Genomic DNA, 22286 nt, shown 5'->3' on the forward strand with positions numbered 1-22286 from the left:
GGAGTGCCCGTATCTGGCGGGGATGGTCCTGTTGATCGGCCCTGCCGCTGACTGGAGATGGCATGCCTGCACCCATGGATGAAGCTTTCCAGGCCCTCGACCCCACGCCTGGAGGCGTGAACGCCCTTCGCCATCTCGAGGACGAGCTCGCCGAGATGGATCGCGCCGGCTTGCTGCGCACGCCTCCTGTGGCCCCGGCGTCCTCTCGGATGCTGGTCCTGTGCTCCAACGACTACCTCGGCTACGCCGGGCTCGCCTTGGCTTCCGAGGTCGGGACCGCGAGCGGCGCGGGGGCGTCCCGCCTGGTGAGCGGGACCCACGAGGCCCACCTGATGGCCGAGCGGGAGATCGCCGCATGGCTGAGCCTGGAGGCGACGCTGCTGTTCTCCTCGGGGTACGCGGCCAACGTCGGCGCCGTCGCCGCGCTCGCCAGGCCGGGAGACGTCGTCGTGTCGGACGCGCTGAACCACGCGTCGCTCATCGACGGATGTCGTCTCTCGGGGGCGACGGTCGAGGTGGTGGGCCATGTCGATGTGGAGGCGGTCGAAAGCGCCCTCGTGCGGGCCAGGGGCGCTCGCCGCCGGTGGGTGGTGACCGAATCGCTCTTCAGCATGGATGGCGACACCCCGGACCTCCGCCGCCTCCGTGAGCTCTGCGATCTCCACGATGCCGCGTTGATCGTGGACGAGGCGCACGCCCTTGGTGTCTTCGGACCGCGCGGCGCTGGCCTCTGCGCCGAGGCCGGGGTTCGCCCCGACGTGCTCATCGGCACGCTCGGCAAGTCGCTCGGGCTCCACGGCGCCTTCGTCGCGGGCTCCTCGACGTTGCGAACCTACCTGTGGAACCGCGCCAGGAGCTTCGTTTACTCGACCGGCATCAGCCCCGTGGTGGCGCTCGCTGCGGTGGATCGCGTGCGGCGCGCCGCCGCGGACGACCCGGCTCGGGCGCGCCTGGCGATGATCACCCGGCGGCTTCGCTCCGGTCTGCTGACGCTGGGAGCCGAGCTGCTTCCGGGCTCCTCGGGCCCGATCCTCCCCTGGATCCTGAAGTCGCCGGGGGCCGCGGTGGAGATGTCTCGGCGCCTCGCGAGCGAGGGTGTCCTCGTCCAGGCGATCCGACCGCCGACGGTGCCGGCTGGCACGTCGCGGCTCCGTATCGTGGCGAACGCGTCTCTCTCGGAGTCGGACGTCGAGCGCGCCCTTGCGGGGTTCCGGGAGGCGATGCGATGAGGGGCCATCCTGTTTCACGTGAAACAGGACAGATCCGGGTCGCCGTGGTCGGAACCGGGACCGGGGTGGGCAAGACGCACGTGTCGGTCGCGCTGGTCGCCGCGCTGGCAGCTCGCGGCGACAAGGTCTGCGGCTTGAAGCCCATCGAATCGGGCGTCGACGGCACCTCGACGACCGACGCCGAGCACCTGGCGCTTGTCAGCTCGGTCCCACCCGAGCCAGCACCGTACCGCTTCGCTGAGCCGCTTTCCCCTCACCTGGCAGCGCGCCGTTGCGGACACACCATCTCGCTGGACGTCGCCACCGCGTGGGTCGACAGGCAGTCCGCTCCCCTCGCCATCGTGGAGAGCGCCGGCGCGCTCCTCTCCCCGCTCGGACCTGGACTGACGAACGCAGACCTCGTGCGCGCACTCTCTCCCGATGCCGTCGTCCTGGTCGGCCTCGACCGGCTGGGCATCCTTCACGAGATCGCCTGCTGCACGCTCGCCCTCCGCGCGCTCGCTCCTGGTCTTCCGCCGGCCGTCGTCATGCTGAACCCGCCGACCGTGCCCGATGCATCAACCGGCACGAACGCAGGGGAGCTCGCGGCGCTCGGCATTGCTTCCGGCGCTGTTGTGATGCCGCGGGCCGCTCCAACCGCACCAGCATCGCTCGCCGCGGCGCAGGTCGCCCTGGCGCAACTCGCACTGTCGTAGCGAGACAGCGTCACCTTCGAGGGGCGAGCAGCCTCGAGTTCGTGAGAAATCAAGCCGAGCTACCGGACCTGAGTACGTGGTCCTGAGCTTCGGCCGAAGGAGACCCCTCGGCGGGTTCGCGGGACTTCCGAAGGACCGGCGCGCCTCGTCAGGAAGCGTCGGTGACGACGCGACCCCGCTCCAGCACCAGACGGGCCGCTGCCCGCTCTCGGAAGACCTCCGGCTCGTGGGACACAACGACCACCGCGGCGCCCCGCACCACCTCCGCCTCCACGACCGCAAGGAGCCGCGCCACCCCTGCGCGGTCCAGGCCCGTGGTCGGCTCATCCAGCAGCACCAGCGAAGGCTGGTGCACCAACGCTCTCGCGAGCGCGATTCTTTGTCGCTGGCCACGCGAGCACGTGCGAAGCGGCCTTAGCGCAAAGCTCCCGAGCTCGAAGCGCTCCTCCGCTTGGCGCCACGCCTCCTGCGCGTCGAGCCCGTGGAAGCCGGCCGCCAGCTCGACGTTCTGCCGGCCGGAGAGGTCCGGGTACGCCAGCGACTCGTGGGACAGCCAGCCGATGGTGCCGCGCGCCATCCCGGCATCGTCGCCGAGCGGCTCGTAGTTCACAGCGCCCGACGTGGGACGGATCACGGTCCCGAGGATCCCGAGCAGCGTCGACTTACCCGACCCGTTCGCCCCCTCGATGAGCGTCAATCGCCCTGCCTCGATCGTCGCGTTCACCCCACGCAACGCCGCCGTCGCTCCGTACGTCTTCACGACGCCACGGGCCACCACGCGCTCGATCGTCCTCACAGCGCTCACCTTGCTCCTGCGCTCGCGTTCCCGTCAGCTCTTGTCGCCGCCTCGAGCGCGACCTTCGCCCTGAACGACCGTGGTGATGTCCTCCGGGAACGCTGGCGGATCAACGACAGTCGCCTCGGAATCGTCGGAGAGCACCGCTTCCTCTTCGAGCGGGCTCAACGACGGAATCGTCGGTCGATCCTCCGACTCATCGTCTCGAGATTGCCCGTCATCCGTCTCCGTGACCGGCTCGCTTGGCCTGCGCAAAGCGCCATCGTCGGACGACCGCGGCCGCGCGCCTTGAGGGACCTGCGGCCCTTTGGTGCAGTCCGCCGTCTGCGGTTCCTTGCTCGTGGCGGCCTCCGTGCCGAGAGCGCCCGCCACGACGACCCTGCCAGGGTCACTCCCCTGCTCGCCCTCTGCGAGCCGAGCGAACATCATCGTGCCGTCGTCGGACTGTTCGTCGACGAGATTCTGAACGGCAACGCGCTCTCGCCGGCGCTTCTGTGACACCGGTACCTGGTTCTTGAACCGCCGCAGCCCTTCCAGGAACTCCCGCGCGCTCTGGAATCGCTCATCCCGCGCCTTCGCCAGGGCGCGGTCCACGAGTCGCGAGAGGCCGGGCGAAATCGTCGGATCGAGCTCCGTCATCGGCCGGTGCCACAGCGTGAGGATCTGGACGAGCAGCGCATTGTAGTTGCGGGCCACGAACGGGCGCTGGCCTGTCAGCGCCTCGTACACGATCACGCCCGCAGCCCACAGATCGAGCCGGCGGTCAAGCTCCACGTCCCCCCGTGCCTGCTCGGGCGCCATGTAATACGGCGTGCCCATCACCATGCCGGTGCGGGTCAGATCCGTCATCGCCCCATCCATACCCGAGGCCTGGGAGATGCCGAAATCGAGCAGCTTGGCCACCGGCAACATGCCGGTGCGCTCCGAGAGGAAGATGTTCTCTGGCTTCAGGTCACGGTGGACGACCCCCCGATCATGCGCCGTCACCAGCGCCGAGAGCACCTGAAGCATGATGTCGACGAGCTCGTTCGGTGGAACGACACCACAGCGCTCGATCCGCTGCGCCAGCGTCTCCCCATGGAGACGCTCCATCACGAGGTAGGGGCTGCCGTCAGGGAGCCACCCCATGTCGTATACTTCACAGATGTTGGGATGACCGATCCGCCCGGCGACACGCGCCTCGTGCTCCAGCCTCGAGATGGCCTCGCGCTTCTGCGTCTCCCGCGGATGCATCACCTTGACAGCAACCAGCCGCCCGATCTGGAGGTGCTCCGCCTCGTACACGGCGCCCATGCCGCCCTCCCCGATGATGGCGGTGACCGCGTACTTGTCGCTGATCACGTGGCCGAGCAGCGAGCGCCCGGAAGAGGTCGGGCTCACGCCGCGGTCCCTCGGCCACGCCGGCGTCCGCGAGGCCGCCGCGGCAGACGACGGAGCGCGCGACACGAAGGCCCGCTGTTCCGCACCCGGCGCCAGCGCGCCGCGTACCGATGAGCTCGGTTCCACGCCCGCCGGCCACCTCAGCAACGGCGGCGCCCCCCTCGACGGAGGATGCGCTGCTGGCCGAGGGCTCGGCTGCAACGGAGCCACGCCGGCGCGAGGTCCCACGCGCAAAGGCGGCGGATCGCTCGGAGCAACGACAAGCCCGGTCACCGGACACACGACCGCCGCGAGATCGTGGTGGCTACCGCAGTGGATGCACCGCACCGAACTCAAGTCCGTACATTTTGAAATACTCCATCCAGGTGCCGCTCGAAACTGCACAGCGCATCGGGCAGAGCACGCTGGCTGCGCTCGGTTCCACATCACCCCGCACGCCCCCTGGGGGATCCTTGGGGATAACCCCGCCGGCAACCCTGGGGGCAAAACGGGGGAGATCGGTCATCCGCCAGCTCTCCCCTGTCCACCTACCCCTGAGGACGGTCCATTTACCCCAGGGCACCCGCTTCTAACTCATTGGATTCGTTGCGCATTCTGAGTTATCCCCGCCCTCCACAGCGCCTACGACGAAGACGATGTCTTTATCTATCTATTTCATGGAAAGAAGAGGCGTTGCGCAAGGTCACGCGAGCGCTCATTTCCGCCGCACCCCCGGGCGATAACCCTGCTAAAGGGAGCGGCTCCGGAGTCGGCTATGGACCTTGTGATCCCCAAGAAAGATCTGCTTCGCCTCGTCGCGCGCTGCCAAGGCGTGGCGGACAAGAAGAGCGCCATGCCCGCGCTCGCCAACGTCCTGCTCGCCGCCGAGGGCAACGCCGTCCGCGTCGCCGCGACCGACCTGTACCTCGGCGTCACCGGCCAGACCCACGCGGACATCAAGACCGGCGGCACCGTCGCGGTCCCCGCCAGGGACCTGCTGGAGCGCGTGAAGGCCATGCCCGATGGCCCGATCCAGATCACCACCACCGAGGGCGCGCACACGTCGCTCAAGGCCGTCGGATCGCCCCGGCGCTACACGCTCCCCGGCCTCCCCGGCTCGGAGTTCCCGCAGCTGCCCGCCCCGGCGGCGGACGCGCCCTCGCTGGAGCTCCCCGTCGAGCAGCTCGCGCTCCTGATCACCCGGACCCACTTCTCGATCTCCACCGACGAGACCCGCGCCCACGTGAACAGCGCCCTGTTCGAGTGGGCCGGCGATCGCGTCAGGATGGTGACCACCGACGGCCATCGCCTCTCCAAGATGGAGGCGACCGTGTCGGGCAGCTCCGCGACGGCCACCATGCTCATCCCGCTCAAGGCGATCACGGAGCTCCGCCGCCTCGCCGAGGAAGCGCGCGCCGAGAAGGAGACCCCGATGGTCGCCATCACCCAGAGCGGGCCGAACGCCTTCTTCAACATCGCCGGGATGCAGTTCTCGGTGAAGCTCGTCGACGCGCAGTTCCCGCCCTACCAGCAGGTCATCCCGTCCGTCACCGAGCGCTCGGTCCGCGCCCCCCGCGTCGCGTTCGCCGAGGCCCTCCGCGCCATCGCGCTCGCCGCCAACGACCGCACCGGCGGCGTCAAGCTGTCGATCGCGCCGGGGACGCTCCGGATCACCAGCGAGAGCCCCGACACCGGCGCCGGCTTCGACGAGCTGGCCGTCGACTACAGCGGACCCGAGGTCACCATCGGCTTCAACGCGAAGTACTTCCTCGACGTGCTCGCCTCGATCGACGACGAGGAGGTCATCCTCGGCATCTCCGGCGAGCTCGACCCCGCCGTGCTCCGGCCCGGCAGCGAGTCGAACCAGCAGAGCTACGTCGCCGTCATCATGCCGATGCGGATTTGAGCGCGCCCTCCGACGAGCTGGACGAGCTGGAGAAGCGCTCCCCGAGCCTCCTCCTCGAGCGGCTCCACATCCGCGAGTTCCGGAACCTCGGTCGCGTCGATGTCGAGCCCGCGCCGCGCATCAACGTCATCGCCGGCAACAACGGGCAGGGAAAGACGAGCCTTCTCGAGGCGATCTACTTCGCCGCGACCTCGAGGAGCTTCCGCACCCATCGGCTGGCCGAGCTGGTCCGCCACGGCGCCCCCATCGCCAGCGCGCGCGCGCGCTTCGTCGAGCGCCGGGATGCGCTGCAGCCGCTCGCGCGCGAGCAAACAGCCGCCGTGGAGAACAAGCGGTGCGTCGTGCGGATCGACGGCAACCGGCCTCCGAGCCTGGCGAGCTTCGCGACGCGATCGCCGGTCGTCGCCTTCCACGCGGAGGAGCTCGCGCTGTCCACCGGGCCCGCGAGCGCGCGGCGCACGTTGCTCGATCGCCTGGCGCTCTTCATGGACCCGCAGAGCGCCGACCACCGGGCCCGCTACGCGCAGGCGCTCCGCGCGCGCCACGAGCTGCTCCACCGCGGCGGGGGCGCGCAGGCCCAGGCGAGCGCCGAGCTCGACGCGTTCGAGGCGCTCTGCGCCCTCCATGGCGCGGCGCTGACCCGCGCCCGCGAGGCGGCCGTCCAGGCGCTGGCGCCGGAGCTCACGCACGCCTTCGCCCGCATCGCCGCGCCCAACCTGACGCTGGCCGCGCGGTACGCGCCGGGCGGCAGCGGCGATGCCGAGCAGGCGCGCGAGGCGCTGCGCGAGCAGCGCCGCCGCGACGCGCACCGGCCGAGCGCGGGCTTCGGCCCCCACCGAGACGACCTGCTGCTCGAGCTCGACGGTCACCCCGCCCGCGTGGTCGCCTCCCAGGGCCAGCACAGGGCCCTCACGCTCGCGCTCAAAGCAGCAGAGACCGCTGCCATTGCTTCCGTCCGGGGCGTAGAACCAATCCTCTTGCTTGACGACGTGTCGAGCGAGCTCGATCCCGACCGGACCGCGGCGCTGTTCATGTTCCTCGGAATGGCGCGCGGACAGGTATTCCTGACGACCACGCGGCGCGATCTCATCGTCACACCGGGCGTACCTTCCTCGGAGCGGCGCGATTTCCACGTCGAAGGCGGCGCGGTCGGCTGACGTTCGTCGCCCGCGCGTGCGCCAGCCGGCGCGCCCGCGACGAACGTCAGCCGACCGCGCCGCGACCGCCGTCAAACGCGTTGATCCTGGCCTCGGAGCGCGCGAGTTGGGATGCTCCGGACGCGCCCGCGATGGGCACCGAAAATACGGTGTTACGAGGCTTCCGGACCCGGCGAAACGCTTGCCCGAGCCCCTGATTTCGGCTACATTTCCGCAGTCTTTACGGGGCATCGACGAGCGGTCCGCACATGAACGCTCGTGGCCCCGGAATCGATCCGGCGCCGCGGCCGCGGCGCCCGGGTCTCACCAGACGAGCTGCCATCGAGCCGGCCCCTCCACTGCAAGAACTCCGGCAATCCGAGCGGTCTCCGCCGCTCTGCGCCCCCGGTGAGAGGCGGCGGGCGCGCCACCAGGACCGAGATGACGGAACCCACCCTGAGCCAGCCGACCGACCTCACCAAGGCGTCGTATGACGCCCACAGCATCACGGCGCTCGAAGGCCTTGAAGCGGTGCGAAAGCGACCCGGCATGTACATCGGCGATGTGCACGACGGATCGGGGCTCCACCACCTGGTCTGGGAGGCCGTCGACAACGCGGTCGACGAGCACCTCGCCGGCGCCTGCACGGAGATCAGGGTCACCGTCCACTTCGACGGCTCGGTGTCGATCGAGGACAACGGCCGCGGGATCCCGGTCGGGATGCACGCCAAGGGCGTCAGCGCGGCAGAGGTCGTCATGACCGTCCTCCACGCCGGCGGCAAGTTCGACAACTCCAGCTACAAGGTCTCTGCGGGCTTGCACGGCGTCGGCGTGAGCGCCGTGAACGCCGTCTCCGAGTGGCTGAAGCTCGAGATCAAGCGCGAAGGAAAGCTCTGGTTTCAGGAGTACGCCCGGGGCGTGCCGAAGGCCCCGCTCAAGGGGATCGGCGTGACGGACAAGACGGGGACGAAGCTCACCTTCAAGCCCGATCCCATCGTCTTCAGCACGGTCGAGTTCAGCTTCGACATCCTCGCGAGCCGCCTGCGCGAGCTCGCGTTCCTGAACGCCGGGCTCATCATTCACCTCCACGACCAGCGCCCCGACGGGAGAGCGGAGATCTACGAGTACAAGGGGGGCATCTCCGAGTTCGTGTCGCTCCTCAACAAGACCAAGGAGCCGATTCACGACGACGTGATCAGCTTCGTGTCGCAGCATGAGGTCGGCGCCCCAGGCGACGGCGCGAACGGCCGCGGCAGCGCCGCGACTCCGCCGGTCGGCGTGGAGGTCGCGCTGCAGTGGAATGGCTCCTATACGGAAGCCATCTTCTGTTACACGAACAACGTTCACAACAAGGACGGCGGCACCCACCTCACCGGGCTCCGCGCCGCGCTCACGAAGACGATCAACAACTACGGGAGCGCGCACAACCTCTTCAAGGAGCTGAAGCAGGGCCTGCAGGGTGAGGACGCGCGCGAGGGCCTGACGTGCGTGCTCAGCATCAAGCACCCGGACCCGTCGTTCGACTCGCAGACGAAGTCGAAGCTCGTGTCGAGCGAGGTCAAGGGCATCGTCGAGGCCGCCGTCAGCGACAAGCTCGGGCAGTACTTCGAAGAGAACCCCCAGAGCGCGAAGAAGATCATCGAGAAGGCGGTCGTCGCGGCGAAGGCGCGCGAGGCGGCCCGCAAGGCGCGCGAGGTGATCCGCAAGGGCTCGCTCGACGTGACCTCGCTCTCGGGCAAGCTCGCCGACTGCCAGTCCAAGGACCCGGAGAAGAGCGAGATCTACATCGTCGAGGGCGAGAGCGCCGGCGGCAGCGCCAAGATGGGGCGCGACCGGCACTTCCAGGCGATCCTGCCGCTGAAGGGGAAGATCCTGAACGTCGAGCGCGCGCGGCTCGACCGGATGCTGAGCTCCGCCGAGGTGGGCACGCTGATCACCGCGCTCGGCTGTGGGATCAACGACGCCGGCGGCTTCGAGATCGACAAGCTCCGCTACCAGAAGATCATCCTGATGACGGACGCCGACGTCGACGGCTCCCACATCCGCACGCTGCTGCTGACCTTCTTCTTCCGGCAGATGCCGGAGATCATGGAGAAGGGGTACCTGTTCATCGCGCAGCCGCCGCTCTACCGCGTGCGCAAGGGCAAGCGGGACCTGTACCTGAAGGACCAGGGCGCCCTGGATGAGTTCCTCGTGGGCAACGCCGTGGACGGGCTCGAGATCGTCGCCAGCGGCGCCCAGTCGGGCATCGCGGGCCAGCCGCTCTACCGGCTGGCGCAGCGGCTGAAGCGGTTCCGCGCCGTGCTCTCCAACATCGACAAGCGCTGTGACGCGCGGATCGTGGCGGCGCTGCTGCGGTCCAGCGGGCTCGGGCGCGACGATCTGCGCGAGACCAAGAAGGTCGCCGCGGCCGCCGACGAGCTCCGCGCCTACCTGAAGCAGCGCTATCCGGACCTGTTCCCGCTCACGCTGTCGACGCCCCGGGACACGGAGCACGGGACGAGCCGGATCGAGGTCGTGCCGCGCCCGGGCGCGAGCGCGCGAAAGAGCGTCATTGACTGGGATCTGGTGAACTCGCCGGAGTACCAGGAGGCCTGGTCGATCGAGCAGGACCTCCGGTCCATCGGCGCGGCCCCGTACCGGGCGCGCACCTCGAGCGGCGAGGAGACCATCGAGAACGGAGAGTCGCTCGTCGAGTACATCGAGGAGCGCGGCAAGAAGGGCATCTCGATCAGCCGTTACAAGGGCCTCGGCGAGATGAACGCCGACGAGCTCTGGGAAACGACGATGAACCCGGACGCTCGGACTCTCCTCCAGGTCCGCATCGACGATGCGGTGAAGACGGACGAGCTCTTCACGATCCTGATGGGGGATCAGGTCGAGCCGCGGCGCAACTTCATCGAGCAGAACGCGCTCAACGTGAAGAACCTCGATATCTGAGCCCACGCCTCCCGCGTCGCCGGCGCGCGGCTCCTGCGCGCCCGGCGCGGCACCTGCGCCTGGAGGCGCGGCGCCTTGGCTCCGCGCCCGGGCGTGCGGTGCGTCAAGCCCCGCGCTCGAGGCGCACGGTCGGGGGTTGACACGGCGCTGCCGCTGCATCGCTCACCTGCCCTGTTCGCTCGGCATCTCTTCAGCGCCTCTTCGGCGTCGCTTCAGCGCCTCTTCAGCGCCTCTTCAGCGTCCCTTCGACGTTTTTGGCAAGCCGCTTGCCTGGCCGTCCCCTTGCTAGGCGGGGCACCCGCCTTAGCTTCGAGGGGCCATGAAAATCGAGCGAATGACGACGAAGGCCCAAGAGGCCATACGAGAGGCTGTCGATTTCGGCAGCCGTCGGGGAAACCCCGAGCTCTATCCCGAGCACCTTGTGCGGGCGATCGTCAGCCAGGACGGCGGCGTCGGCGCGCCTCTGGTGCAGAAGGCAGGCGCCGATCCGGCAAGCGTGCTGCGCCTCCTCGACGCGAAGATCGACACCTACCCTCGCGTCAGCGGCGGCGCCGAGCCGAACCTGTCGAGGCGCGCGCTCACGGTCCTGCAAAAGGCCGAAGACGAGGCGAAGGCGCTCAAGGATGAGTACATCTCGACAGAGCACGTCCTGCTCGCCGGCATCAAGGCCGACAAGGAGATCCAATCGATCTTCGAGCGAGCGGGGCTCTCGTACGACAAGCTCCTCTCGTCGCTCGCGGCCGTGCGCGGCAATCAGCGCGTGACGGACCGGGACCCCGAAGGGAAGTTCCAGGCGCTCGAGAAGTACACTCGGGATCTCACGAAGCTCGCTCGACAGGGCAAGATCGATCCGGTGATCGGCCGAGACGAGGAGATCCGGCGCGTCATCCAGGTGCTCTCGCGGCGCACCAAGAACAATCCGGTGCTCATCGGCGAGCCCGGCGTCGGTAAGACAGCGATCGTCGAGGGCATCGCGCAACGCATCGTCGCGGGCGATGTGCCGGAGTCGCTCAAGGACAAGACCATCGCGGCGCTCGATCTCGCCGCCATGGTCGCAGGCTCGAAGTTCCGAGGGGAGTTCGAGGACCGGCTGAAGGCCGTGCTCAAGGAGATCGAGGGCTCGAACGGCCGCATCATCCTGTTCATCGACGAGCTCCACACGCTGGTGGGCGCCGGCGCGGCCGAGGGCGCCATGGACGCGGCCAACATGCTGAAGCCCGCGCTCGCGCGCGGCGAGCTCCGGTGCATCGGCGCGACCACCCTCGACGAGTACCGCAAGCGGATCGAGAAGGACGCGGCGCTGGAGCGGCGGTTCCAGCAGGTGCTCGTCACGCAGCCCAGCGTCGAGGACACGATCGCCATCCTGCGAGGCCTCAAGGAGAAGTACGAGGTCCACCACGGGATCCGCATCCAGGACGCGGCGCTCGTCTCGGCCGCCGTCCTGTCGAACCGGTACATCACCGAGCGATTCTTGCCCGACAAGGCGATCGATCTGGTCGACGAGGCGGCGTCGAAGATCCGTATGGAGATCGATAGCCTGCCCACGCCGATCGATCAGGTCGAGCGCGATCTGCTCAAGCTGCAGATGGAAGAGCAGGCGCTCAAGCGCGAGAGCGACAAGGCGAGCAAGGTCCGCCTCGACGAGGTGCGGCGCGAGATCGCCGACCTCCAGGGGCAGCGCGACGCGATGCGGGCGCAGTGGATGCGCGAGAAGGAGCTCATCTCCGAGCTGCGCCGGCTCAAGCCGCAGATCGAGGAGCTCCGGCTCGAGGAGGAGCGGCTGAAGCGCGCCGGGGACCTCGGGCGCGCCGCGGAGATCCATTACGGCAAGATCCCCGAGATCGAGAAGAAGCTCGAGTCGATCCGCGGCACCCTTTCCCAGGTGCAGTCGAAGCAGAGCTACCTGAAGGAGGAGGTCACCGACGAGGACATCGCCGCGGTCGTCTCGAAATGGACCGGGATCCCCGTCTCCAAGATGCTCGAGAGCGAGATGCAGAAGCTGCTGCGCCTCGAGGAGGAGCTGCGCCAGCGCGTCGTCGGGCAGGAGGACGCGCTCCGCGCGGTGTCGAACGCCATCCGGCGCTCGCGGGCCGGGCTCGGCGACGAGCGCCGGCCGATCGGATCGTTCCTGTTCCTCGGGCCGACCGGCGTCGGCAAGACCGAGCTCGCGCGCGCGCTCGCCGAGATCCTCTTCGACGACGAGCGGGCCATGGTGCGGCTCGATATGAGCGAGTACGGGGAGCGCCACGCGGTGGCCCGCCTGATCGGCGCGCCGCCCGGGTACGTCGGCTACGAGGAGGGCGGCCAGCTCACGGAGCCGGTGCGCCGGCGGCCGTACAGCGTGGTGCTCTTCGATGAGATCGAGAAGGCCCACCCGGACATCTGGAACACGCTCCTCCAGGTGCTCGACGATGGACGCCTGACCGACGGCCAGGGGCACACGGTCGATTTCAAGAACACGATCATCATCCTGACATCGAACCTCGGGACGCCAGCGGCCGCGGCGATCGAGGAGCGAGCGAACCTGCCGGCGGACGAGAAGGCCGAGCTCGTGAGGAGGGCCGTCATCGAGGAGGTGCGGAAGCACTTCCGCCCGGAGTTCTTGAATCGCCTCGACGATCTCATCGTGTTCCGGCGGCTGGCGCGCGAGCAGATGGAGCAGATCGTCGATATCCAGCTCGATCTGCTGCGAAAGCGCCTGGATCGACGCGGGCTGCTGTTCACCATCTCGTCCGAGGCGAAGGGCTACCTCATCGAGCAGGGGTGGGATCCGCAGTACGGCGCGAGGCCGTTGAAGCGCGCCATCCAGCGGAGCATCGAGGACGAGCTCGCGAAGCGGATCCTCGCCGGCGAGTTCAAGCAGGGAGACACGGTGCGGATCGACCGCGGGGCCGGAGGGCTCACGTTCACGCGCGCAGCGCCGAACTGACGCTCGCCAGCCCGCGCCCGCGCCAGCGCTCGGCCTGCGTCAGCGCTCGGCCTGCGTTAGTGCTCGGCCTGCGTCAGCGCTCGGCCTGCGTCAGCGCTCAGGGAGATTGCCAGCGATGCGGCGGAGGAGGTCCAGGACGGCGTAGGCGGCGCCAAGCTGGACCTCCTCGCGATCCCCCGAGAACACGCGGTCGCGCACGACGAGGCCGCCGGGGTGCGACACAGCCCAGTAGCAGAGGCCCACCGGCTTGGTCGCCGTGCCGCCCGTCGGGCCGGCGATGCCGGTCACGGAGATGGCGACGTCGACCTCGCAGAGGCGGCGGACGCCCTGCGCCATCTCGGCGGCGACCTCGGCCGACACCGCGCCGTGGCCGCGCAGGGTGTCCTCCGCGACGCCGAGCAGCCGCGTCTTGGCGCTGTTCGCGTAGGTGACCGCGGCGCCAACCAGGTAGTCGCTCGCCGGGTAACTGGTGAGCAGGTGAGAGATCAGGCCGCCCGTGCACGACTCCGACACGGCGAGCCTCCAGCCGCGGGCGCGCACGGAACGTCCGACCATCTCCGGGAAGGCGTCGCCCCCCTCCCCGTACACGGCGGTGCCGAGCCGCTCACGGACATCGGCCGTCGCCTTCAAGGCCAGCTCGTGCGCCATCGACTGCGTGGCGGCGCGGGCGTGGACCTTCACGTCGACCTCCGGGTAGTGCACGCGGTAGCCGAGCGTGATGCCGGGGTGGGCCTCCTCCACGCCCTTCAGGAGCTCGCCCAGCGTGGACTCGGGAAGACCGTAGGTGCGGAGGCGGACCTGAAAGGTGTTGTTCGGCGCAGCCGGCCGCACGCGCGGCAGCACCTGCTCGGCGAACATGCTCTTCATCTCCCGCGGCACACCCGGGAGGAAGAACACGGTGGACTCGCCAAGGTGAATGCCGAAGCCGGGCGCGCTGCCGGATGAGTTCGGCAGGATCTCCGACCCGGCGGGGACCTCGGCCTGCTTCTCGTGGCCCGCGTTCATCGTCTTGCCCCGGCTCTCGACGCGCCGGCGAATGGCGAGCAGCGTGCTCTCGTCGCGCACGAGGTCGGTGCCCATCGCACGCGCCGCGGCCTTCGCGGTGAGGTCGTCGGTCGTGGGGCCGAGGCCGCCGGTGGCGATCACCAGCCGGTGCGCGCCCGCGAGCTGGCGGACGGCGGCGACGATGCGATCGACGTCATCGTCGACGGTGCTGGATTCGCTGACCGTGAAGCCCGCTGCGGTGAGCTCGGCAGCGAGCCAGGCCTCGTTGGTGTTGATGATCTCGCCCCGGGTGAGCTCGGTCCCGATCGAGAGAAGCGCGACAGCCATTGGGACTCGGGACTCTAACTCCATCCGGCGCCGCCGGAGCGCGTTTCCGGATTGTTTTGCGGTCGGAAATCGAGGTGGTTTTGTCCCCCTACCCCATCCCTCCCCCACCCGCCCGCCGCCGAGCAGGGCGCGCTTGCGAGCGCTACGGTGGATAGACGCACCGGAAGCCAAGATCCGGCGCTCGGATGGATACCGGGACAAGGCGACGATTCCAGGTGCGAAGCGCCGCCGCGGCCCCATCCGTCCATGATCCGCCGTGAGTTCCCGAGAACTCGCCCTCGAGCGGATCGGGGGCCGCCCACTCGGCAACATTGCCGGCCAGATCGAACACCCGCCCGTCCGCGTGTACGGCGGCGCCGTCGGGGCGCGAGCCGGCAAGCTCGGGGCCCGTCGCGCCCCAGCCGCACGGGCCCGCTCGCAAGCCAAAGGCGGCGCGCCGGCAGACCGCGCCGGTGTCTCCCCACGGGTACCGCCGGCCCGAGGGGCCCGCTGCAGCGAAGGCGAGCTGATCACGCGAGGGGAGCGCCCCGCCCGCAAAGGCGCAATACCGAGCCGACTCAGCCAGGGTGATGCCCGTGACGGGGACCCCGGGTTCGCCGCGCAGCGGGAGCGGGGCGCAGGCGCCGGCCTCGACGCAAGCGGCGTAGCGCTGCTCGGTGACCTCGAACGCGTCGAGCGAGAACGCCGGGATGAACACCGCGCGCGGGTCGACGATGCCCTGCGCCTCCCAGTCGCTTGGCCCGAGGCGCAGCGTCCCGGCGGCGATGCGGACGGCCGCGCCCGGCGCGACGCAGCCAGCGGCGGTCACCGTGAGACCGGCGCCGCAGCGCCTCGGCGCGCCTGCGCAGCGGCCGGCATCATCGAGGCGCTGGCCCTCGCCGCAACACCGCGGGCCGAGCGCGACCATCCCCGGCGCGCAGCGCGCTGGCGGCTCCGCGCGACGGAGCGCGAGCGCGACGATGGCGCCGATCAGGAGGGCCGTACCCGCGGCGAGACCGGTCTTCCACCCCGGCATCCGCCCGTCGTCCGGTGCTGCCCCCACCCCTCAGGAGCGCGGCGATCCGGCGGCGTCGGCCTTGAGCGCGCCGGCCGCCTCGCGCGCGCCAGCGGCCTTCCCGCGCGCCGGCCTGGCCTCGATCATGGCCACGATGCGCGCGAGCGCGTCGAGGAGCGCCGCACGGACGCGATCGTACGTCTTCGGGCCGACATCGCCCCGCTTCCGCGCGCGCTCCAGCTCGACGAACTCATCGAGCAGCGCGTTCCGCGCCTCGAGCAGCTCCCGCCGCTCCTCGTCGTCGGGCCCGCGGTCCTGGTCGCGCCGCCGAACCAGGTTCAGCGCGGTCCCGCCGATCACGGTCGCGCCGGCCAGCACCAGCGCGATCCACCGGCCCACGCCCGGCGTCGGCAGACCGCCGAGCGTGATCTCGATGACCTTCATCCCGCCCTCTGTGCGGGTGCCCTGCATCTCGGTGATCAGGATCTTCTTCCCGTCCCGGTTCTGGGTGCGCTGGGCCGCGGGGAAGCCGGCGACGTTCAGCGTCATCGACTTCGACGCCTCGGCCATCACCCGCATCTGGGCGATGCGCGGCGGCAGCTCGATGCGGATCGTCTGGCGCTCTTGATCCTGGAGCGGGACCTGCCAGCGGAACTGCCCTTCGTGCCGGCCTGGGCTCACGGTGCCGCGCAGCGCCACGCCGGTGCCCTTGACCTCGTCGAAGCGCATCTCCTCGCCCATGCCGTCGGTCTTGTTGAAGGCCTTGTAGTCGCGCGGGAGCGCGAACGTCTCGTTGGGCAGCCAGGCGACGCGGCCGAGGTTGAAGACCTGGAACAGCTGCTCCACCGAGATCGAGTCTTGCCGGAGCTGGAGGTAGACGATGCCCTGCGTCCCGACCATCAGGCCGCCCATGTTCGGCGTGGCATCGTAGATGTGGAGCACAGCCCGCTTCCCGGCCTCGGCGCTCAGCCCGAAATGCGGGATCGAGAACGTTCCGCCGTCGCGCGTGACCGAGATGCCGTAGCTCGTGCCGCCGGCGATCGCGAGGTTCTCGAGCCGCACGGTGCCCGCGTCGTCCGTCTCTCGGCTGATGCGTTCGCGCGAGTCGCCCTTCGCGACCGAGCTCTGCAAGATGTCGACGTTGACGGAGATGCGCGGGACGGGGTTCCCATCCGCGTCCTGTACGGTGAGCACGAGGACGCCGGGCGGAAGCCCTGTGTCTTCCTGGACGGTGTCATCGGGCGCATCGAACAGGCCCGTCAGCTGCTCGGAAGCGCGCCGGGAGGCCGCATCTGCTGCGCGAGGTTTCCCCACCGGCGGATGGCCGGACGGCAGCTCCTGCCCCACCTCGGGATGCCCCGGCGGGAGGGCGCTCGCAGCGTCGGGCGCGCCCGCGTCCGCCGCCGCGGCCGTCGAGGTCGCAGCAGGACCGCCGGTGCCGGCAGGCGCGGCTCCGCCCGACGGCGCCGCCGGCTTCTCACCCTGCTTCGCCGCTGCGGGCTGCGCCGGCGCGGTCTTCCCGGCCGCAGGCTGCGCTGGAGCAGCCTTCCCAGCTGCGGGCTGCGCTGGAGCGGCCTTCCCAGTGGCGGGCTGCGCTGGAGCGGCCTTGTCCGCCGTGGGCTGCGCCGACGCAGCCGGCTGCGCCTGCACTGCCTGCGCAGCGGTCATGCTCAGCGAGGCGATCGCGGCGAGCGCGGTACACCTGGTCCAGCGCATCACGAAGCCCTCCTGCGGTCGTTCTCATCGACGCTGGCCGCGGCGTCGTCCGTCGCAGCTTGGTCGTCCTGAGGTGCTTCGGGCACGCACTTCGTCCCGCATTTCTTGCAAAACACAGCGTCTTCGTCGTTCAGCGTGCCGCATGCCCCGCACGCCACGCCCTGTGTCGCCGCGTGCTCCGCCGTCGCCGCGGCCTCTTCGCCCTCGCCGTCCGCCGCCGGCTCCCGATCGCCCTCCGGCTTCTCCGGCGGCCTGGCCTTGACGCGCCTCCGCTTCGCCGGCCTGGCCTCCGCGGCAGCGCCTTCCGGCTCGCTCGCGCCGGCGTCCTCGTCCGGCTCCTTGGGCGCGCCGTCGTCCTGGAGCCCGGCGCGCCGGAGGTGCTTCGCCACGAGCGCCGCGACCTGCTCGCGCCGCGGCTGCGCGTCGGCGTCCAGCAGGCGGAGGAGCCGCTTCGCCTCGGCGCGGTACTTCGCGACGAGCTCGGCGTAATCCTCATCGCTGATCTTCCCGACGCTCCGCTCGAACTCGAGGTCCTTGAGCGCGCGCAGGACGGCCTGCTTCTGCTCCTCTTCCGCGCGCGGCGCGCCGATCGCGTACGCGTCGGCCCCGCTCAGCGGCGTCTCCCCGATCAGCACGCGGAGGCTCGCCCAGAAGATGGCGATGACGGCGACGAGCGCGCCGCCCGCGAGCACGAGGATCGCCGCGGGCGGCCCACCGACGAGCCCCGCGATGCCGGCGCCGATGAGCGCCGCGAGCGGCGCCCCGAAGCGGGCGTAGTGCACGATTTGCCGCTCCAGCGGCGAGTCAGTACCCCGGGTCACGGTCTCGTCGGCCGTGGCCGAGGTGGCGCTTTTGGCGGGCTGTTCGGCGCTCATTCGCGGTCTTCGCGGTCCAGGCTCTTGAGCTCCTCGTCGAGCTTGTCGTCGTAATCGTCACGGGCGCCGGGGACAACGCCCTTCGGGGATCGCTGCTGGCCGGCGGCGCCCGCCTCGTCGCTGCGCCGCTTCCATCGGCGCAGCGTCGCGACGACGATGCCCGCGCCGACCACGATGGCGCCGAGCGGGAGGAGGTAGAGCAGCCGCTGGCTCCCCTTGTTCGGCGGCACGGCCAGCGCCTCCGCCCCGTAGCGCTCGGCGTAGGCGGCCTGGATGGCCTCGATCGACAGCCCCGACGCGAGCGCCGCGCGGAGCTGGTCGCGGCGCTCGTGCGCGGTGCCGCACGTGCACGTCCCGAGGGTCTCGCGCGGGCAGCCGCACGTGCAGATCAGGCTCCAGAAGAGCTTGCGCTCGATGTCGTTCGCGATGCCGACGACGCCCGAGCGCTGCATCCCCTCGCCGAGCTGCTGCCCGTGGGCGAACTCCGGCGAGCGAACCAGGACGACGAGGGCGAGGGCGCCCGCGACGAGGAGGGTGATGCCTTGGATGAGTCTTCGCGTGCGGCTCATTCGAACGCTGGCTACCTCGATTCGGCAGCGGTCGGGAGCATGGCACCGATCGCGGGCGCCCGCCCGGGATCAACCGACGCGCCGGAGCCCGGGGCGGGGACGTCGCCGTTCGCCGCGCCCGGCGCGAGCAAGACGGGCCGCCCGAGCCCCTCCTGGACGGGGTGCCCGTAGGCCTGCGACGGGCCGCCGGCGAGCAGGAAGGCGAACACGACGGACGCGGTGACGGACCCCGCCGCCCGCACATACCCGAACGCGCCGGCCTCCTCGAGCGCGATGTCAGGCCACATCGCGACGAGCGCCCCCAGGATGAGGATGCCCGCGCCGAACCACATGAACGAGATCAGGTTGTTCACGTGGATCTGGAACGAAGCGACCTTCGTCTGGGGGTTCGCCATCCCGATGATCACGTAGAGGTCGTTCTTGACGGTGATGTGCCGCGCGACCTCGGTCGAAGGCGCCTCCGGGGACGCCTTGTAGATGAACTTCGCCGGGCTGATCCGGCCGATCGGCGCGCCGTGGCGCTCGACGTCGAGGTCGGCGAAGACCATCCGCTTCTCGCTGTCGACCTCCATGCGCGGGCCAGCGTAGGTGAGGTGGTACTCCTCGATCTGCACGGACTCGCCCGGGTGGAGGCTGATCTCCTTGTCGACGCCCCACGCGCGGCCGGCGAACCCGAGGAACATCACCGCGATGCCGACGTGCACGATGTAGCCGCCGTAGCGGCGCCGTGACCTGGCGATCAGGTTGTAGAAGGAGGTGAAGAGCGGCTCTTTCCCGCGCTTCTGCCGCGCCGCGATGCCGCGGGCGAACTCCTGCACGACCACGGCGATGTTGAACGCGGCGATGGCCACCGTGAAGAACGGGTAGGTCGACGCGAGCTTCGCGAGCGCGTCGCCGAGCTGGCCGGGGTAGATCGGGTCCACGGCGACGAACGGGGCGAAGCCCACCCTCTTCCCGAGCGTCAGGTGGAGCGCCACCGTGACGACCGTGGCCAGCACCGGCCAGCGGAAGCTCTTCCGGAAGAGCTCCGGCGACGTCTTCCGCCACCCGAGCAGCGGCGCGACGCCCATGAGCAGGAAGACCACGAGCGCGACCGGGGGCAGCCACATGTTGTAGAACGTCGGCCCGAGCGTCGACTTCTGGTCGAGCAGCCACTCGCTGATGCGCGGCCACACCGTCGCGACCGCGATGAAGATCATGATGCTGAAGAAGCCCCAGTTGTTGAAGAGGAACGCAGCCTCGCGCGACAGCATCGACTCGAACTGCCCGTCGCTGCGCAGCCGCGGCAGGCGGTAGACGATCAGCGCGGTGCACGTCGCCAGGATCACGGCCATGAAGCCGACGAACCAGATGCCGATGCCGGACTGGGCGAACGAGTGGACGCTCGCGATGAGGCCGGACCGCGTGAGCCAGGTGCCGAAGATGGTGAGGAAGAACGTCCCGCAGATGAGCGAGATGTTCCACACCTTCAGCATGCCGCGGCGCTCCTGGATCATCGTTGAGTGGACGTAGGCGCTCGCGGTGAGCCACGGGAGGAACGCGGCGTTCTCGACCGGATCCCAGGCCCACGGGCCGCCCCAGCCGAGCTCCTCGTAAGCCCACAGCATCCCGAGCACGTTGCCGATGGAGAGGAACAGCCAGGAGAAGAGCATCCACTTGCGCGTCGCCACGATCCACTCGCTGTCGAGCCGGCCCGTGGCGAGCGCGGCGATCGCGAACGCGAACGGGACCGCCGCGCTCGTGAAGCCGATGTAGAGGCTCGGCGGGTGGATGATCATGTAGAAGTTGCGCAGCTGGTAGTTCAGCCCGTTGCCGTCGAGCGGGGCGCCCGCCACGCTCGTCCGGAACGGGTTCACCGCGAAGATCATCAGCGCCGCGAAGAAGAGCAGGACGCTCATCAGCGTCGCGATGACGTAGGGCTGGAGCTCCAGGTACCGGCGCTGTAGCCAGATGACGCAGGTCCCCGAGAAGAGCGCGGTCAGGAACATCCACCAGAGCAGCGAGCCGTCCTGCCCGCCCCAGAGCGCCGCGATGAGGTACGGCGTGCTCATGGACCGGTCGCTGTACTGCGCGACGTAGGCGATGCGGAAATCGTGGCTGACGAAGGCGTACGCGAGCACGAGCACCGCGAGGCCGACCAGCGCGATCGTGCCGTACGCGCCGAGCCGCGCCGCCTGGAGCAGCCGCGGCCGCCCGCGCGCCGACGCGAGCGCGACGGCGAAGGTATACGCCGCGGTGACCAGAATGGCGTAAAGGACGCCGGTCCCGAACTCAGGTAGGGATTGCCACATCGTCGTGGCCGCAAGCTTAGGCTTGCCAGGCGCGCAGGGCCAGCGCACCGCAGCGTGCGACCGATCGCCCGTCTTCACCTGCGCCGTGCGTCATGTCGCGAGCGCCGGAAAAGCTTTCGTTTCAGGCTCGGCGTCGAGCGCGGCGCACTATAATAATGCATGCCGATCGCAGCCTCCGGTAGCCGCCCGACCGAGCTGATCTACGACTGGAACGAGGTGGGTCGTGTGGGGCGGGTCATTCCGGAGAACATCGGCTTCTTCGACGAGACCCTGCGCGACGGCCTGCAGAACCCTTCGGTCGCCGACCCGAACATCGAGAGCAAGCTCAAGCTGCTCCACCTGATGGCCAAGATCGGCATCCAGATCGCCGACGTCGGCCTGCCCGGCAGCTCGCAACGGGCGTTCGAGGACGTGCTCCGGATGTGCAGGGAGGTGGCCGACAACAACCTGCCGCTCCGCGTCGCCTGCGCAGGCCGCACGGTCGTCTCGGACATCACGCCCATGATCGAGATCTCCCAGCGCGCAGGGATCCCTGTGGAGATCTACGCCTTCATTGGATCGAGCCCGATCCGCCAGCTCGCGGAGGCGTGGGACGTCGACCTCATCGCGCAGCGGAGCGCCGCGGCGATCGACGCGGGCGTGAAGGCCGGGCTCCCCGTCGCCTATGTCACGGAGGACACGACGCGCTCGCGCCCCGAGGTGCTGGCGACGCTCTTCAAGGTCGCCATCGATCACGGCGCGTCCCGGCTGTGCCTGTGCGATACCGTCGGGCACGCGACGCCGGACGGGGTTCGCAACCTCATCAACTTCACGCGGGCCATCGTCGCGGGGGCCGGGGCGTCGGTCGGCATCGACTGGCACGGCCACAACGATCGCGGCCTCGCGCTCGAGAACGCGATCTGGGCGCTCCAGTTCGGCGCGGACCGGGTGCACGGCACCGCCCTCGGGATCGGCGAGCGGGTCGGCAACGCCGCGATGGAGCTCATCCTGCTCAACATGAAGCTCCTCGGCCTCCTCGAGAACCAGGACCTCACCCACCTCCTCGAGTACTGCACGACGGCGGCGCAGGCGGTCGGCTGGCAGGTGCCCATCAATTATCCCCTGGTCGGACGGGACGCGTTCCGTACGGCGACCGGCGTGCACGCGGCGGCCATCATCAAGGCCGAGTCGAAGGGCGACTCCTGGATGGCCGACCGGATCTACTCCGGCGTCCCCGCCGGCATGTTCGGGCGAAAGCAGGAGATCTGCGTGGGCTACATGTCCGGGGCCTCCAACGTGAACTACTGGCTCCGGCAGCGGAAGATCGAGCCCTCGAAGGAGCTCGTCGACGCCATCCTGGCGAAGGCCAAGGCCACGGATCACATCCTGTCCGAGGAGGAGATCCAGGCCGTGATCGAGCTGCACCGCGGCCGCCAGGCCTGATCTCGGGACGCCGGCGCGGCGCCGCGGGATCAGGGCACGGCGGCGGGAACGGCGGCGGGACGTTCGGCGTTTTCACGGATCCGGAGTAGAAATCCAG

Annotated in this window: 15 protein-coding genes; 7 read left to right on the forward strand and 8 right to left on the reverse strand. The window is 69.8% G+C overall.

From position 1 onward, the window contains the following. The first annotated feature begins 74 nt into the window (after positions 1–74). A complete protein-coding gene (locus WME79_RS44620; RefSeq protein ID WP_437528195.1) occupies positions 75–1229 on the forward strand; it encodes an aminotransferase class I/II-fold pyridoxal phosphate-dependent enzyme in 1155 nt (384 codons plus the stop codon). Between the two features lie 44 nt (positions 1230–1273). Continuing rightward, positions 1274–1924, forward strand: coding sequence for an ATP-dependent dethiobiotin synthetase BioD (gene bioD, locus WME79_RS44625; RefSeq protein WP_437528197.1), 651 nt, complete (start codon positions 1274–1276; stop codon positions 1922–1924). A gap of 148 nt (positions 1925–2072) precedes the next feature. On the opposite strand, the gene WME79_RS44630 is transcribed toward bioD, so the two are convergent. Both WME79_RS44630 and WME79_RS44635 read right to left on the reverse strand, forming a co-directional pair. Then, positions 2073–2729, reverse strand: a complete 657-nt coding sequence (locus WME79_RS44630; RefSeq protein ID WP_437528199.1) for an ATP-binding cassette domain-containing protein — start codon at positions 2727–2729, stop codon at positions 2073–2075. A 24-nt stretch (positions 2730–2753) separates the two neighbouring features. After that, entirely contained in the window at positions 2754–4100 is a 1347-nt protein-coding gene (locus tag WME79_RS44635; protein ID WP_437528201.1) for a serine/threonine-protein kinase, read from the reverse strand. A gap of 754 nt (positions 4101–4854) precedes the next feature. Here WME79_RS44635 and dnaN point away from each other — a divergent pair. From dnaN to clpB, 4 genes are all read left to right on the forward strand, one after another. Continuing rightward, on the forward strand, positions 4855–5985 hold the full coding sequence (dnaN, locus tag WME79_RS44640) for a DNA polymerase III subunit beta (RefSeq protein WP_437528203.1): 1131 nt from the start codon (positions 4855–4857) through the stop codon (positions 5983–5985). Continuing rightward, on the forward strand, positions 5982–7142 hold the full coding sequence (recF, locus tag WME79_RS44645) for a DNA replication/repair protein RecF (protein ID WP_437528205.1): 1161 nt from the start codon (positions 5982–5984) through the stop codon (positions 7140–7142). Before dnaN ends, recF begins: the two co-directional genes overlap by 4 nt. Before the next feature lie 420 nt (positions 7143–7562). Then, positions 7563–10061 carry a DNA topoisomerase (ATP-hydrolyzing) subunit B gene (gene gyrB, locus WME79_RS44650; RefSeq protein ID WP_437528207.1) on the forward strand — a complete coding sequence of 833 codons (2499 nt, stop codon included), beginning with the start codon at positions 7563–7565 and terminating at the stop codon, positions 10059–10061. Between the two features lie 319 nt (positions 10062–10380). Continuing rightward, a complete protein-coding gene (clpB, locus tag WME79_RS44655) occupies positions 10381–12990 on the forward strand; it encodes an ATP-dependent chaperone ClpB (protein WP_437528209.1) in 2610 nt (869 codons plus the stop codon). Between the two features lie 90 nt (positions 12991–13080). On the opposite strand, the gene WME79_RS44660 is transcribed toward clpB, so the two are convergent. From WME79_RS44660 to WME79_RS44685, 6 genes are all read right to left on the reverse strand, one after another. Then, positions 13081–14322, reverse strand: coding sequence for a CinA family nicotinamide mononucleotide deamidase-related protein (locus WME79_RS44660; RefSeq protein WP_437528211.1), 1242 nt, complete (start codon positions 14320–14322; stop codon positions 13081–13083). A gap of 142 nt (positions 14323–14464) precedes the next feature. After that, complete coding sequence (locus tag WME79_RS44665) at positions 14465–15337, reverse strand: formylglycine-generating enzyme family protein (RefSeq protein WP_437528213.1); 873 nt, start codon at positions 15335–15337, stop codon at positions 14465–14467. Positions 15338–15367: 30 nt separating this feature from the next. Then, on the reverse strand, positions 15368–17035 hold the full coding sequence (locus tag WME79_RS44670; RefSeq protein WP_437528215.1) for a carboxypeptidase-like regulatory domain-containing protein: 1668 nt from the start codon (positions 17033–17035) through the stop codon (positions 15368–15370). After that, on the reverse strand, positions 17032–17907 hold the full coding sequence (locus WME79_RS44675) for a hypothetical protein (RefSeq protein ID WP_437528217.1): 876 nt from the start codon (positions 17905–17907) through the stop codon (positions 17032–17034). Before WME79_RS44675 ends, WME79_RS44670 begins: the two co-directional genes overlap by 4 nt. Continuing rightward, on the reverse strand, positions 17904–18476 hold the full coding sequence (locus WME79_RS44680; RefSeq protein WP_437528219.1) for a cytochrome c-type biogenesis protein: 573 nt from the start codon (positions 18474–18476) through the stop codon (positions 17904–17906). Before WME79_RS44680 ends, WME79_RS44675 begins: the two co-directional genes overlap by 4 nt. An 11-nt stretch (positions 18477–18487) precedes the next feature. Continuing rightward, positions 18488–20767 (reverse strand): heme lyase CcmF/NrfE family subunit, encoded by a 2280-nt coding sequence (locus tag WME79_RS44685; RefSeq protein WP_437528221.1) that lies wholly within the window; start codon positions 20765–20767, stop codon positions 18488–18490. 159 nt (positions 20768–20926) lie between these two features. Here WME79_RS44685 and WME79_RS44690 point away from each other — a divergent pair, with 159 nt between their 5' ends. Beyond that, positions 20927–22189 (forward strand): LeuA family protein, encoded by a 1263-nt coding sequence (locus WME79_RS44690; protein ID WP_437528223.1) that lies wholly within the window; start codon positions 20927–20929, stop codon positions 22187–22189. Positions 22190–22286: the final 97 nt, after the last annotated feature.

The organism is Sorangium sp. So ce726 (genome assembly GCF_051521405.1).
Taxonomy (GTDB): Bacteria; Myxococcota_A; Polyangia; order Polyangiales; family Polyangiaceae; genus Sorangium.

What these genes read in the sequence shown, in the direction of transcription:
- WME79_RS44620 (WP_437528195.1), top strand. Translation starts at nt 75, where the DNA reads ATGGATGAAGCTTTCCAGGCCCTCGACCCCACGCCTGGAGGCGTGAAC.
- dnaN (WP_437528203.1), top strand. Translation starts at nt 4,855, where the DNA reads ATGGACCTTGTGATCCCCAAGAAAGATCTGCTTCGCCTCGTCGCGCGC.
- gyrB (WP_437528207.1), top strand. Translation starts at nt 7,563, where the DNA reads ATGACGGAACCCACCCTGAGCCAGCCGACCGACCTCACCAAGGCGTCG.
- clpB (WP_437528209.1), top strand. Translation starts at nt 10,381, where the DNA reads ATGAAAATCGAGCGAATGACGACGAAGGCCCAAGAGGCCATACGAGAG.
- WME79_RS44660 (WP_437528211.1), bottom strand. Translation starts at nt 14,322, where the DNA reads ATGGCTGTCGCGCTTCTCTCGATCGGGACCGAGCTCACCCGGGGCGAG.
- WME79_RS44665 (WP_437528213.1), bottom strand. Translation starts at nt 15,337, where the DNA reads ATGCCGGGGTGGAAGACCGGTCTCGCCGCGGGTACGGCCCTCCTGATC.
- WME79_RS44675 (WP_437528217.1), bottom strand. Translation starts at nt 17,907, where the DNA reads ATGAGCGCCGAACAGCCCGCCAAAAGCGCCACCTCGGCCACGGCCGAC.
- WME79_RS44680 (WP_437528219.1), bottom strand. Translation starts at nt 18,476, where the DNA reads ATGAGCCGCACGCGAAGACTCATCCAAGGCATCACCCTCCTCGTCGCG.
- WME79_RS44685 (WP_437528221.1), bottom strand. Translation starts at nt 20,767, where the DNA reads ATGTGGCAATCCCTACCTGAGTTCGGGACCGGCGTCCTTTACGCCATT.
- WME79_RS44690 (WP_437528223.1), top strand. Translation starts at nt 20,927, where the DNA reads ATGCCGATCGCAGCCTCCGGTAGCCGCCCGACCGAGCTGATCTACGAC.